This is a genomic window from Pseudomonas sp. GV085 (assembly GCF_003050925.1).
Lineage (GTDB): Bacteria > Pseudomonadota > Gammaproteobacteria > Pseudomonadales > Pseudomonadaceae > Aquipseudomonas.
In genome coordinates this window covers 59,638-72,920 of sequence record NZ_QAOV01000003.1, presented here as the reverse complement: position 1 = coordinate 72,920, position 13,283 = coordinate 59,638, and the positions used below count along the sequence as shown (strand labels likewise).

Annotated in this window: 12 protein-coding genes; 5 read left to right on the top strand and 7 right to left on the bottom strand. The window is 60.6% G+C overall.

Going from position 1 to position 13,283, the window contains the following annotated elements; genetic code table 11:
- Positions 1-79: 79 nt before the first annotated feature.
- Positions 80-1,153, bottom strand: a complete 1,074-nt coding sequence (locus C8K63_RS07510) for a S8 family peptidase (protein WP_256594916.1) — start codon at positions 1,151-1,153, stop codon at positions 80-82.
- Positions 1,154-1,392: 239 nt separating this feature from the next.
- Here C8K63_RS07510 and C8K63_RS07505 point away from each other — a divergent pair, with 239 nt between their 5' ends.
- The 3 genes from C8K63_RS07505 (at position 1,393) to C8K63_RS07490 (ending at position 5,411) form a co-directional block, all read left to right on the top strand.
- Positions 1,393-3,327: an ATP-dependent DNA helicase RecQ gene (locus C8K63_RS07505; protein ID WP_108216155.1), complete on the top strand. Its 1,935-nt coding sequence runs from the start codon at positions 1,393-1,395 to the stop codon at positions 3,325-3,327.
- A gap of 245 nt (positions 3,328-3,572) precedes the next feature.
- Positions 3,573-4,799, top strand: a complete 1,227-nt coding sequence (locus C8K63_RS07495) for a 3-hydroxyacyl-CoA dehydrogenase (RefSeq protein WP_108216153.1) — start codon at positions 3,573-3,575, stop codon at positions 4,797-4,799.
- Positions 4,800-4,976: 177 nt separating this feature from the next.
- On the top strand, positions 4,977-5,411 hold the full coding sequence (locus C8K63_RS07490; protein WP_108216152.1) for a thioesterase family protein: 435 nt from the start codon (positions 4,977-4,979) through the stop codon (positions 5,409-5,411).
- A 67-nt stretch (positions 5,412-5,478) separates the two neighbouring features.
- Here C8K63_RS07490 and C8K63_RS07485 read toward each other — a convergent pair whose 3' ends face one another.
- The 5 genes from C8K63_RS07485 to yrfG all read right to left on the bottom strand — a co-directional run bounded on the left by C8K63_RS07485 (position 5,479) and on the right by yrfG (position 11,242).
- A complete protein-coding gene (locus tag C8K63_RS07485; RefSeq protein ID WP_108216151.1) occupies positions 5,479-5,967 on the bottom strand; it encodes a glycine zipper domain-containing protein in 489 nt (162 codons plus the stop codon).
- 354 nt (positions 5,968-6,321) lie between these two features.
- Complete coding sequence (locus tag C8K63_RS07480; protein ID WP_108216150.1) at positions 6,322-8,670, bottom strand: FdhF/YdeP family oxidoreductase; 2,349 nt, start codon at positions 8,668-8,670, stop codon at positions 6,322-6,324.
- Entirely contained in the window at positions 8,667-9,506 is an 840-nt protein-coding gene (fdhD, locus tag C8K63_RS07475; RefSeq protein ID WP_108216149.1) for a formate dehydrogenase accessory sulfurtransferase FdhD, read from the bottom strand. Before fdhD ends, C8K63_RS07480 begins: the two co-directional genes overlap by 4 nt.
- 92 nt (positions 9,507-9,598) lie before the next feature.
- Positions 9,599-10,486: a LysR family transcriptional regulator gene (locus C8K63_RS07470; RefSeq protein ID WP_108216148.1), complete on the bottom strand. Its 888-nt coding sequence runs from the start codon at positions 10,484-10,486 to the stop codon at positions 9,599-9,601.
- 93 nt (positions 10,487-10,579) lie between these two features.
- Positions 10,580-11,242 (bottom strand): GMP/IMP nucleotidase, encoded by a 663-nt coding sequence (yrfG, locus tag C8K63_RS07465; protein WP_108216147.1) that lies wholly within the window; start codon positions 11,240-11,242, stop codon positions 10,580-10,582.
- Positions 11,243-11,330: 88 nt separating this feature from the next.
- On the opposite strand from yrfG, the gene nudE reads away from it, so the two are divergent.
- Together nudE and cysQ are read left to right on the top strand one after the other, a co-directional pair.
- Positions 11,331-11,897, top strand: coding sequence for an ADP compounds hydrolase NudE (gene nudE / locus C8K63_RS07460; protein WP_108216146.1), 567 nt, complete (start codon positions 11,331-11,333; stop codon positions 11,895-11,897).
- Entirely contained in the window at positions 11,894-12,721 is an 828-nt protein-coding gene (gene cysQ, locus C8K63_RS07455; RefSeq protein ID WP_108216145.1) for a 3'(2'),5'-bisphosphate nucleotidase CysQ, read from the top strand. The genes nudE and cysQ overlap by 4 nt, the downstream gene beginning before the upstream one ends.
- Positions 12,722-12,787: 66 nt before the next feature.
- On the opposite strand, the gene C8K63_RS07450 is transcribed toward cysQ, so the two are convergent.
- Positions 12,788-13,243, bottom strand: coding sequence for a YiiD C-terminal domain-containing protein (locus C8K63_RS07450; RefSeq protein WP_108216144.1), 456 nt, complete (start codon positions 13,241-13,243; stop codon positions 12,788-12,790).
- Positions 13,244-13,283: the final 40 nt, after the last annotated feature.

The window sequence follows — 13,283 nt, the reverse complement described above, 5'->3', positions numbered from 1 at the left end:
CGGACTATGTCGGGTATTTCGAGTTTTGCGGTGGGAGTGTTGGCCTCTTCGCGAGCAGGCTCACTCCCACATTTGATCTTCAGCGTCGCGACGCCGCATCAAGGTCGAGCAATCCTCGGCCGTAGGCTTCACTGTTGGCGTAGAGACCGGTCCGGTTTGCGGTTTCAAGCAAGTGGTTGCGCACTTGCTGTGCACTCATTTCGGGGTACAGGCTCTGGACTGCCGCCATCGCGCCACTGACCAATGCGGCGGCGGGGGACGTACCGGCAGTCTGGACGTATTTGCCGTCCTTGCCAGTGGTCAGCAATCCCTGGTCTGCGCCTGAGTCACCACCAGGAACGGCGATGCACCAGGCCGCTGCGACACCACAATAATTGGATTTGCCATTGATGGCACTGCCATCGTTTTTCAATGCAACCACGGCGATCCAGCCCTTTTCCAACTCAGGGATGGCAAGGGGTAAACCCGGCTCTGCAAGAGGCTCTCGTTTGAGTTCATTACCGGTCGGAAACACGAATACCGCGCCTTGCTGAACCAGGTTTCGCGCGCTCGTCAGCGACTCGGGCATGACCTGTTTGTAACGTGCTTCGGTGATTTCCGTTGCTGGAATGGCATTGGCCCACGAGTTGTTGAATATGCGCGCACCGAGATCGAACCCGGCTTGCCAGGAGCGGGAAATTTCACTGTCGAAAAAGAAGGGTTCGTTGTCGTCACCGAAACGGTAGGGGATCAGTTGAGCGTTGAACGCAACGCCGTGCATACCCTGGTCGTCTTTGTTGGCGGCCAGAATGCCGGCCATTTGAGTGCCGTGGCCAACGCGATCATGGGTGCCGGGACGATTCTCGACATAGTCAAAGCCGGGGTCGCGGACCCGGCCTTGAAATTCTGGCAGTTCGGCGTTCAGGCCCGAGTCAATCAATGCGACGGGGACGCCTTGGCCGGTGCCGCCACGTGCGTACAGGTGTGATGCCTGGATGACCGCCAACCCCTTTTGGGCCTGATACTCAGCTGTTTCGAATATGTCTGGTTTGATTCCGGGCTTTTCGGGCGTGGTCAGACATCCACTGAGCAGCAGCGGCACTGGCAGCAACAGAGCAAATGGAAAAACAGTTCGTTGAAACATGGTCGGTCCTTCGGCAGGGGCCGCGCACATCAGGCCTCCTGTTGTCATGAAGACTTCGCGCAGCGTTACGGGTGTAGGGGGTGAACCATACCTGTGGGGGGAGACGGGGCGTCAGGTGGCAAAGTGCTCTGTGTGTTTCAATCTGTGGCGCCAGCAGGGCTGCGTTGAGGCTGTATCATCCCGTATCGTTTATGCCCCAACCTTTTCTCGATTCGCTGCGATCGCCGACTAGTCTTTTGGCTCTGCAGTGGTCAACGGAGTGACAGCTTATGCACAACACCCTGGAACAGGTTTTCGGTTATCCACAATTTCGACCCGGTCAGGAGGCGGCCGTCAGTGCCGTGCTGGACGGGCGTTCGGCGGCAGCGATTTTCCCCACCGGTTCCGGCAAATCCCTTTGCTACCAATTGCCAGCGCTGTTGCTGCCGCACCTGACGCTGGTGGTCTCGCCGTTGCTGGCGTTGATGCAGGATCAGCTGGCGTTCCTGCAACGCCACGGTATCTCGGCGGGCAGTATCGATTCGGCCCAGAGCCGCGACGACGCCAGCGACGTCATGGCCCGGGCCAAATCCGGCGAGCTGAAGATTTTGATGATCTCCGTGGAGCGCCTGAAGAACGAGCGCTTCCGGCACTTTCTGCAGCAGGTGCCGATCTCGCTACTGGTGGTGGACGAGGCGCATTGCATTTCCGAATGGGGTCATAACTTTCGCCCGGACTACCTCAAGCTTCCCGACTATCAACGCCAGTTCAACATCCCGCAGGTGCTGCTGCTGACCGCAACGGCGACGCCAAAGGTCATCGCCGACATGCAGGCGAAATTCGCCATCGCCGCCGCCGATGTGGTGACCACCGGTTTCTATCGCTCGAACCTGAATTTGCTGGTGGAGCCTGTTCGCGGAGCGGACAAGCGCAGGCGCCTGGTCGAATGGATGAGCCAGCGTCCGGACCAGCCGGGCATCGTCTATGTCACTTTGCAGAAAACCGCCGAGCACATAGCTGAACACCTGAACCGCAACGGCATTCAGGCCGAGGCTTATCACGCCGGTTTGCCCCATGAGCAACGGGAAGCGATCCAGCGTCGCTTCATGGGCGGGCAGTCCAATTGCATCGTCGCCACCATTGCCTTTGGCATGGGTATCGACAAGAGTGACATCCGCAACGTGGTGCATTTCGACCTGCCAAAATCCATCGAAAACTACAGCCAGGAAATCGGCCGCGCCGGGCGTGACGGGCAGCCGTCGGACTGCCTGGTGTTGGCCAACCGCGACAGCCTCAACGTGCTGGAGAATTTCGTCTACGGCGACACGCCCGAGCTGGATGGCATCCGTTGCGTGCTTGACGAAATGCATGTCGCAGCACCCGAAGGCCAGTGGGAGTTTCTGCTGGGACCGTTGGCCGATCAGAGCAATATTCGTCAGTTGCCGCTCAAGACCTTGCTGGTGCAACTCGAATTGCGCGGGTTGATCGCCCCGCGCTACGCGTACTACGCCGAGTACCGTTTCAAGTATTTGCTGGAGCCCGAGGCGCTATTGGCGCGTTTCGAAGGCGAGCGCAGGGATTTTGTCGCTGCGATCATCCAGACTTCCAGCCGCGCCAGGACCTGGGCCACGGTGAATTTCGAGGCGTTGTACGAGCAGCACAAGGCCGAGCGCAGTCGGGTGGTCAAGGCGCTGGATTACTTCCAGGAAAAGGGCTGGGTGGAGCTCGAAAGCAAGCAGATGACCGAAGTCTACAGCGTGCTGCAAAGCGGGTTCGACAACGTCGCGTTGAGCGAGGAGCTGCACGGCTATTTCACTCGGCATGAGCACACCGAAGTCGCGCGGATTCACGCGATGCTGGATCTGTTCGCCACCGACCGATGCCTGGGTTATCGCCTGGCCGAGTATTTCGGTGACCACAATGCACCGCAGAAATGCGGGCATTGTTCGGTGTGTCACGGGCAAGTGGCGCGGTTGCCCGCACCACCGGAGTTGCCGGCGCTTGTGGATAAAAATTTCGAGGCGCTGTGTGGCGATTTTATCCACAGGCACGAGCAGCACACGGGCAACGTGCCCTCGGCTGAACGCGTGACACGGTTTCTGTGCGGGATCAGCGTGCCATTGTTCACCAAGCTCAAGGCGCGGTCGATTCCCGGGTTTGCGGCGCTGGAAGATTATCCGTATGCCGGGGTGCGGGAGTGGGCCGAGCAACATCTGGCAGGCTGAAACACGGTCAATGTGGGAGCGACGGTGCGGCGATCCGACCTGCTCGCGATGACGCCGGCACATTCAACAGTGATGGCAACTGACACACCGCCTTCGCGAGCAGGCTCGCTCCCACAGGGATCGGCGGTGCCTTCGAGGCGACATCCATCCGCTGAATGTTGCTCATCACAGGAATAAATTTCAAAAAATCGCGGTGTCTGACTATGGTGATGGCTGTCTTCGGATCGCCAACAAGAGAACAAAACATGAGCCAGACACCGTTGAATATTCAGCGCGCCGCCGTCATCGGCGCGGGCACCATGGGCCGTGGCATTGTCATGTGCCTGGCCAACGCCGGAGTGGCCGTGCAGTGGCTCGACAATAACCCGCAGATGCTGGAGCAGGCGCTGGTCACCGTGGCGGACACCTATGCCCACAACGTGCGCCAGGGCCGCATTGACCAGAGCGAAGCCGACGCCCGTGTGGCGCGCGTTACGGCGGCGGTTGGTTATACGGCCATCCGCGATGTCGACCTGGTCATCGAAGCGGTGTACGAAAACCTTGAGCTCAAGCAGAAAATTTTCCGCGAGCTCGATGGCCTGCTCAAACCTGAAGCGATTCTGGCGAGCAATACTTCGGCGCTGGACATCGACGCCATTGCTGCGGTTACGGGTCGCCCGCAGCAGGTCCTGGGCCTGCACTTTTTCAGTCCGGCGCACATCATGAAGCTGCTGGAAATCGTCCGTGGCGCGCAGACTGCACCGGCAGTTCTCGACGCAGCACTGGCGCTCGGCCAGCGCATGGGCAAGGTCAGTGTGGTGGCGGGTAATTGCGACGGCTTCATTGGCAACCGCATGCTCAATACCTACGTGCTCGAAGCGCGAAAAATGCTGCTGGAAGGCGCTTATCCCTACCAGGTGGACGCAGCGCTGCAAGGGTTCGGTTTCGCCATGGGGCCGTTCCGCATGTTCGACGTGGTGGGTGTCGACCTGCAGTGGCGCGCCCGGCAACTGTCCGGTGTCGGGCAGGACGCTCCAGAGGTTCAGGTGGATAACCGACTGTGCGAAATGGGGCGCTTTGGCCAGAAGAGTGGCAATGGCTATTACCACTATGAGCCGGGCAGTCGCCAGGCCGAACACGATCCACAGGTGGATGCGCTGGTGCTGGAAGTCAGCGAAGGGTTGGGGTTCCATCGCCGCGAAATCGGCCCGGAAGAAATTCTGGAGCGCTGCTTGCTGGCACTGGTCAATGAAGGTGCGAAGATCCTTCAGGAGGGCATTGCCGGGTCGGCTCACGACATCGATCTGGTCTACCTCAATGGTTACGGATTCCCGGCGGACAAGGGCGGGCCGATGGCCTGGGCGGATCAGCAGGGACTGGCGGACATTCACCGGCGCTTGATGGACCTTGAGACGCGTCAGGGCGATCACTGGCAACCGGCGCGGGTGATTGGTGAGCTGGCGGCGGCTGGCAAGGGCTTTGCTGACAAGTGATTGATGTTGCGCCTGTGAGGGCGCCTTCGCGAGCAGGCTCGCTCCCACATTGGATATCGGTCATACACAAAATCTGTGTTCACCGAAGATCAAATAATGTGGGAGCGAGCCTGCTCGCGAAGAACGATAACGCGGTTTCACCTTAGACTGCAGGACTCACTCCAGGAACTGACACTGATGTCCAACCCGGCAATCCAACGCACCGACTACCCGCACTTCCAACCCATCACCACCCGCTGGCACGACAATGACGCCTACGGTCACGTCAACAACGTTACCTATTACAGCTTCTTCGATACGGCGGTGAACACCTACCTGATCGAAGTCGGCGGCCTGGATATCCATGACGGTGAGGTGGTGGGGTTCGTGGTGAGCTCGGCCTGTGATTACTTTGCTTCCATTGCCTTCCCGGACCGCATCGAGATCGGTCTGCGGGTGGGCAAGCTGGGCAACAGTTCGGTGCAATACGAACTGGCGGTGTTCAAGCAAGGGGAAGACGAAGCCTGCGCGGCAGGGCGCTTCGTGCATGTGTTTGTCGATCGTGCGTCGAATCAACCCGTGGCGATTCCGGCAGGGTTGCGCGGGGCGCTGGAGTGTCTGGTGGTTCAGTAAGGCTAAAAAAAAACGCAGCCCTTGGGCTGCGATTCTTGATGTACTCACCAGCGAGGCGCTCGAGGCCTTAGTCGCGGTAATACCTGTGGTGGTGCTTGCGATGGCCATAGGCATGGCCGCGGCCCGGATGGTCGTCACGGTAGTAGCGACGATCGTCATGGTCGCGATACGAACGATGACCGCCGTCTTCATCATCGTAATCTTTGCCCATGTGGTTACCCAGTGCGCCACCGGCACCGCCGCCTGCTGCAGCGCCGATCAGACTGCCGGTCGTGCCGCCCATGCTGCGGCCGACCACGTTACCGCCTGCTGCGCCCAACGCACCGCCAAGGGCTGCTTCGCCACGGCTGTGTTTGTTTGCGCCGACGGCGCTACCACCCGCGCCACCCAGGGCTGCGCCGATGGTGGAACCTGTACTGCCGCCTAACGACTGACCGACGACCGAGCCTAGAACCCCGCCCAATGCGCCGCCTACACCGGCTTCGGTGGTGCCGCCAGCAGACGCGATACCGCTGACCAGGCCAAGGGACAACAAGAGAATGGAGGAGAACTTCATGGAGGAACCTCAAGGGGATGACGGCGCGATCCTGAGGCTCTGGAATGGGCGTGACAATCGAAATCCGACGAATAACACGACCTGTATACAATATTGCAAGTTACTGTTTTTCGGGCGGAACTTAACGTTTTTTTGCCGGTCTTTTACTACTTGGCAAAGGCCGTTTTCGTGAGAGAACGGCCTTTTTTGTGGGCGAAAGGAAAGTGCAGGGTCCGGAGTTTTTGGTGATTGGTCTGGCCCCATCGCGAGCAGGCTCGCTCCCACAGGGATTTCAGTCGAACGCAGATTGTGTGAACAACAGAAAAAAACTGTGGGAGCGAGCCTGCTCGCGATGGGGCCAGTCAAGACAACACATTACGCAGACCTGGCCATGATCAACCCGGTCTCACTCGCCGCTTCCAACCGGATCGCCACAAACTTCGATGTTGGCGTATGGCTGCCATCGCCGATGCTTTCCAGCGGCACCAACGGGTTCACTTCCGGATAGTAGGCCGCCGCTTGCCCGGCCGGGATATCAAACGCCAGCAGCGTGAAGCCTTTTACCCGACGTTCAACACCATCGTCCCAGAGTGAAACGATGTCCGCCTTCTGCCCCGGCTTGAAGCCCAGGCGGATGATGTCGGCTTCGTTGACGAACAACACATCGCGCTGTCCCTTCACGCCGCGATAACGGTCGTTGAGACCATAGATCGTGGTGTTGTACTGATCGTGGGAACGCATCGATTGCATGATCAGATCCGGCAGCACTCCGGTGGCGCGGGTGCGTTCGTGCACCAGATCCTCGGGCAGGATGTTTGGCTTGAAATTGGCCCGGCCCGACGCAGTGTTCCACTTGCGCGCACCGGCACTGCTGCCCAGGTAGAAACCGCCCGGATTCCTGACCTTCTCGTTGAAGTCCTTGAAGCCTGGAATGGTCTCGGCAATCAGGTCACGGATGCGACGGTAATCGGCCGCCAGCCAGTTCCAGTCCACCGGGTGGCTGCCCAGGGTCGCGGCGGCGATGCCGGCCAGGATCGCTGGTTCCGAACGCATCTGGTTCGACAGCGGCTGCAATTGACCATTGGAGGCGTGGACCATGCTGAACGAATCTTCCACCGTCACCGCTTGCGGGCCTTCGGCCTGGATATCGATGTCGGTGCGGCCCAGACACGGCAGGATCAGCGCGTCCTTGCCGTGGATCAAATGGCTGCGGTTGAGCTTGGTGCTGATCTGCACGGTCAGGTCGCAGTTCTGCAGGGCCTGGAACGTGCGTGGGCTGTCCGGCGTCGCTTGGGCGAAATTGCCGCCCAGACCGATAAAGACTTTCGCCCGGCCTTCAGCCATCGCATGAATCGCCTCGACCACGTTGTGGCCGTTGTGGCGCGGCACCTTGAACTTGAAGCGACGCTCCAAGGCATCGAGGAAGGCCACTGGCGGACACTCGTTGATGCCCATGGTGCGGTCGCCCTGCACGTTGCTGTGACCGCGCACCGGACATAGACCGGCACCGGGCCGGCCGACGTTGCCGCGCAGCAGCATCAGGTTGGCGATTTCCTGGATGGTCGCCACCGAATGCCGGTGCTGGGTGATGCCCATGGCCCAGCACATGATGACGTTCTTGCCCTTGGCGTACAGGCGCGCCACTTGTTCGATCTCTATCAGCGTCAGGCCCGACTGCTCGACGATTTGCTCCCACGGGGTGTCGTCGATGACCGCCAGGTACTCCAGCACATTGACGCAGTGTTCATTGAGGAAGTCGTGGTCGAACACTGCCGGGGCGCCGGTTTTCTGCGCATCGCGCTCCCACAGCAGGAGGAATTTCGCCATACCGCGCATGATCGCCATGTCGCCGCCCAGAGCCGGGCGGAAGAATGCGGTGTTGGTTGGCTTGTCGCCGTTGGTGAGCATTTCGATCGCATGCTGCGGGTGCTGAAAACGTTCCAGGCCACGCTCCTTGAGCGGGTTGATGCACACCACCTGAGCGCCGCGCTTCACCGCTTCGCGCAACGGCTCGAGCATCCGCGGGTGGTTGGTGCCAGGGTTCTGGCCCCAGACGAAAATCGCGTCGGCGTGTTCGAAGTCGTCGAAGGTCACAGTGCCTTTGCCGACACCGACGCTTTGCGACATCGCGACACCGCTGGCCTCGTGACACATGTTCGAGCAATCAGGGAAGTTGTTGGTGCCATAGGCGCGCACGAACAGCTGATAGAGAAAAGCCGCTTCGTTGCTGGCCCGACCCGAGGTGTAGAACTCGGCCTGATCCGGGCTCGACAAGCCGTTCAGGTGTTTGGCGATCAGCGCGAACGCGTCGTCCCAGCTGATCGGCTTGTAGCGGTCGGTTTCGGCGTCGTAGCTCATCGGCTCGGTCAGGCGCCCCTGATATTCGAGCCAGTAGTCGCTTTGCTCCAGCAGCGCGGTGACGCTGTGTTTGGCGAAGAACTTTGCGTCGACCCGGCGTTTTGTCGCCTCCCAGTTCACCGCTTTGGCACCGTTCTCGCAGAACATCACCATGCCGCCTTCCTTGGAATCACCCCAGGCACAACCGGGGCAGTCGAAGCCGCCGTTCTTGTTGGTCTTGAGCATCATGCGCAGGTTTTTCAGCGCGTTGTCACTGGTCAACCAGGCCTGGGCGACGCTGATCAGTGCGCCCCAACCACCGGCCGGGCCTTTGTAGGGCTTGTAGCGAGGGACAGGTGTCTGGTCGGCTTGACGGTGTTGACTCACGCTTGTTTCTCCAACGTTGGGCTGTAGACCCGCGGTGCATTCTTCTGTGGCAGATGGATGAGGTTGAGGTTGTGGCGACGGGCCCATTGCACGGCAAGGCCCGTGGGCGACGACAGGCTGACCAGGGTCTGGATGCCGGCGCGCAAGACTTTCTGGATCAATTCGAGGCTGCAGCGGCTGGTGACGATCGCCAGCCCGCCAGCGGTCGGGATCTTTTGACGGATCAATCCGCCGATCAGTTTGTCGAGGGCGTTGTGCCGACCGATGTCTTCGCGACCCAGCAGCAACTCGCCCTGATCATTCATGAACACCGCGGCATGTACCGCACCACTGTGCTGGCCAAGGGGCTGGAACGCGCCGATGCGCTGGCGCAGGCCGTCGAGCCATTCGGCAGGCGGCAAGGGTGCGCCAGGCAACACCTGAAGCTCGGGCAGTGCCTGCTCCACTGCTTCCACACCGCACAGCCCGCAACCGCTGGTGCCGGCCAGTTGCCGACGCTGCTGCTTGAGGTTCCAGAAGGCGCGGTTGGCGATGGTCACTTGCGCGTATTGCGCCGAGCCAGAGCCGGTCAGTTGCAGGTCATAAATATCAGTGGCGTCCTCGATGATCCCGCTGCCCAGGCTGAAACCGACAATGAAGTCTTCGAGGTCCGTGGGTGTCACCAGCATGACGGCCTGGCTGATGCCGTTGTAGGCAATCGCCAACGCGACTTCCTCGGCCAGCGCGGTGCTGGTCGATTCCGTGTCTGCAAGGTTGCTGTAACTGTATGTCTGGCTGGCGGCGGGCGCGGGCGTTTCGAGGGCAGGCGCCGCGCAGACTGGGCGCTTGGTGTTCATGGCATCACCGACGGTTTGATCAGCTTTAAGACTAGGCGTGACAACTTGTCACGTCTAATCGTTAGTACTGATGTACCGATAGATACTGTCGATCAAGCACTGGGCAACGATTGTCGATAAATCGCGAAACAGGCCTCCGCCAAGGCCGAGCGTGGCGCGCTGCGACGCATGATCAGCCCCAGCCGGCCCACGGTCTGGGCGTTTTCGATCGGTTGCAGGCGCAGATGATCGGTCAGCTCTTCCAGACCTCCGTCCAACGGCATCACGGCGCAGCACAAACCACCGTGCACAGTTTGTAAAAGTTGATGCACGGCATCCGTTTGCAACAGCGGCTGTGGGGTGAGGCCGCGGCTGTGGAAGTTGTGGTCGATGGATTGGCGAAAATGCATGCCGCTGGAGAGCATGCCCAGTGGCAGTTCGATCAATGATTCCCAGCTCAGCGGCGCCTCGCCAAAGCTGAAAAAGCGTTGGTCGTAGAGCAGCCCCATGCGGGTTTCGCTGAAGGCCAGGGAGTCGAAGTGTTCGGTGTCCAGGCGCTCCAGGTAGGAAACACCGAGGTCCAGGCGATTGTTCGCCAGTTGTTCGAGTATTTGCTCCGAACTCAGCGCTGAAAGCTCGAAGCGCAGGTTCGGATGCTCGGCATGCAGGCGTTGCAACAGCGGCAGCGGATCGAAACTCGACAGCGGCACCACGCCCAGACGCAACGTACCGACCAGATTGCCGCGACAGGCGGCCGCCTCGGCGTACAAGCCGTCGTACGCCGCCAGCACCGTGCGTGCCCACGCCAGCACTCGCTCGCCCGGCGCCGTAAAACCTTCGAAGCGCTGACCGCGATTGACCAGCGGCAGGTCGAGTTCTTCTTCGAGGTTGCGCAGGCGCATCGACAGTGTCGGTTGAGTAATGTGGCAGCGCGCGGCGGCCTGACCGAAATGGCGGGTTTCGTCGAGCGCGATGAGGAATTTCAGCTGCTTGATGTCCATCTTCGCTCCTGGGCGCGGGAAGGGGCCGATTCTATAGCAAGCGGGGTCATTGGTCGGGCCGGATTCCCGAGTAATGCGAGGCCCGTAGGTCAATCAAAGCCCCGCAATCAAATCCCGATAATCCCCCACCGCCGCAAACTCCGCCGTATCCTTCGGCCCCTTGCGGCTGTCCGGCTCACGCACGGCCAGCAAATGCGCCACGCCAAAGTCCCGTGCACTGCGCAGGATTGGCAAGGTGTCGTCGATGAACAGGCTGCGCGCCGGATCGAAATCGATGTCGGCTTGCAACGCATCCCAGAACTGCGGGTTTTCCTTGGGGAAGCCGTAGTCATGGGAGCTGATCAAGCGCTCGAAGTACGGCGCCAGCTCGACTTTTTCCAGCTTCAACGACAGCGCATCCCGATGGGCATTGGTGATCAGCACCACGCGCTTGCCGGCCCGTTTGATCGCCGCCAGAAAGGTGTCGGCATCCGGGCGCAGGGCGATCAGGTGCGCGGTTTCCAGTTTCAGGTCGCGCACCGACAGCTTCAGTTCGGCGCTCCAGAAATCCAGGCAGTACCACTGCAACTGGCCGGCATTGCGCTCGAACAACGGCTGCAATTCCATCTCGGCCATGGCCCGGCTGACCCCGTGCAGTTCGGCGTAACGCTGGGGCAGGTGCTCCATCCAGAAGTGGTTGTCGAAATGCAGGTCCAGCAGCGTGCCGTCCATGTCCAGCAGAACGGTATCGATGTCGGACCAGGGTAATGAAGGCATGGCAACGTCTCGGGCAGTAGAAAGATTTCTGGCGTAAACAATCGGGAAAGCCGCGTTATAGTAGCGCGTTCACGCCAAGGAGCTTTGCATGCGCCAGAAACCCACCATACTCGCCCGCGAAATTGTCGCCACCAGTCGATTATTCTGCGTGGAAGAGCTGAAGTTGCGCTTTTCCAACGGCGTGGAACGCACCTATGAACGCCTGGTCGGCAAGGGTGCCGGGTACGGCGCGGTGATGATCGTGGCGATGCTCGATGCCGAGCATGCGGTACTGGTCGAGGAGTATTGCGGCGGTACCGATGAATATGAAATGTCGTTGCCCAAGGGTTTGATCGAGCCGGGTGAAGACGTGCTGGCGGCGGCCGAGCGTGAGCTCAAGGAAGAGGCCGGTTTCGGTGCGCGGCAACTGGAGCACCTGACCGAGCTGTCGCTGTCCCCGGGTTACATGAGCCAGAAGATTCAGGTGGTGCTGGCCACCGACCTCTACGAAGAGCGTCTGGAAGGCGACGAGCCCGAGCCGATGCGGGTGGACAAGATCAATCTGCGTGAACTCTCGGCGCTGGCGCAAAACCCGCAATTTACTGAAGGCCGAGCCTTGGCGGCGCTGTACCTGGCCCGAGACCTGTTGACTCAGCGCGGAGCGTTCCAGCCATGAACTTCCCGCATCCGTTGATGGCACCGGTCATCGAGTTGGCCTTGCAGGCCGGTGAGGCGATCCTGCCGTTCTGGCGCACGGGCACGGCCGTCACGGCGAAGGCTGATGATTCGCCGGTGACCGCTGCTGACCTGGCCGCACACCATCTGATTCTGGCCGGGCTGACGAAACTGGACCCGAGCATTGCGGTGCTCTCCGAAGAGGACGCCAACATCCCTCAAAGCGTGCGGGCCGGATGGCAGCGCTGGTGGCTGGTTGATCCGCTGGATGGCACCAAGGAGTTCATCAGCGGCAGCGAAGAGTTCACCGTCAACATCGCCCTGATCGAAAACGGTCGGGTGGTGTTCGGCGTGGTGTCGATGCCGACCAACGGGCGTTTTTATGTCGGTGGCGCCGGCCTAGGTGCCTGGCGCGGCGATAAAGGTGGCACGCCGGTGGCGATCAAGGTGCGTGATGCATTAGCGCCAGGCGAGTCGTTCACCGTGGTGGCCAGCCGTCGACATTCGAGCCCGGAGCAGGAGCGTTTGCTGGCCGGGTTGAGCGCCAGTCTTGGCGAGCTGCAACTGGCCAATATCGGCAGCTCGCTGAAGTTTTGCCTGCTGGCCGAAGGGGCGGCGGATTGCTATCCGCGTCTGGCACCGACTTCGCAGTGGGACACGGCGGCAGCGCAAGGCGTGCTGGAAGGCGCGGGTGGTGAGGTGCTGGAGTTGAGCGGTGAGCCGTTCAGCTATCCGGCGCGGGAGTCGCTGTTGAACCCATTCTTTCTGGCGTTGCCGGCGAAAGCGGCCTGGCGGGAGAAGCTGCTGGAACTGGCCCGCTCCTGAGGCTGCCTCCGACTTTGTGGTGAGGGGGCAAGCCCCCTCACCACAGATTTTTGTGCCTGATCCGACTCAGCGGTGCAGCACGTACTGCCCGATAAACCTCACCGCATCCTCATCACGGCCTTCATTGACGACCCGCGTATGCAGCGTCAATCGCGCTCGGCTGTATCGTTGGAAGGTGGTCAGGAATTTCTTCCAGATCACCGGATCCGGCGCCTGGCAAATGGCGTTGGCATCGCCCGTCACTGGCAGCGGATAGCTGATCTGCCCTTCCTGAATCACGATGTGCCCGTCGGTAATGCCTTCTTCCTTGAGGCGCAAATGCAGCCAGCCCCAACCGGCCAGCACCGCGCCGCAATACAGGCTGCCGCCGAACATGGTGCTCTTGTGATTGACGTTGGCTTCCAGCGGCAAGTGCAGGCGCAGTTGCTGGTCATGCCAGTCGAGCACTTTGAGGCCCATGTCCCGGGTGAGGGGAATGTCGTGATGGAGGACTGATTCCAGTTGTCGACTGTCGCGGCTCATTCAGGGGCCTCTTGCTTGAAGTGGATGATTGGACGGTAGC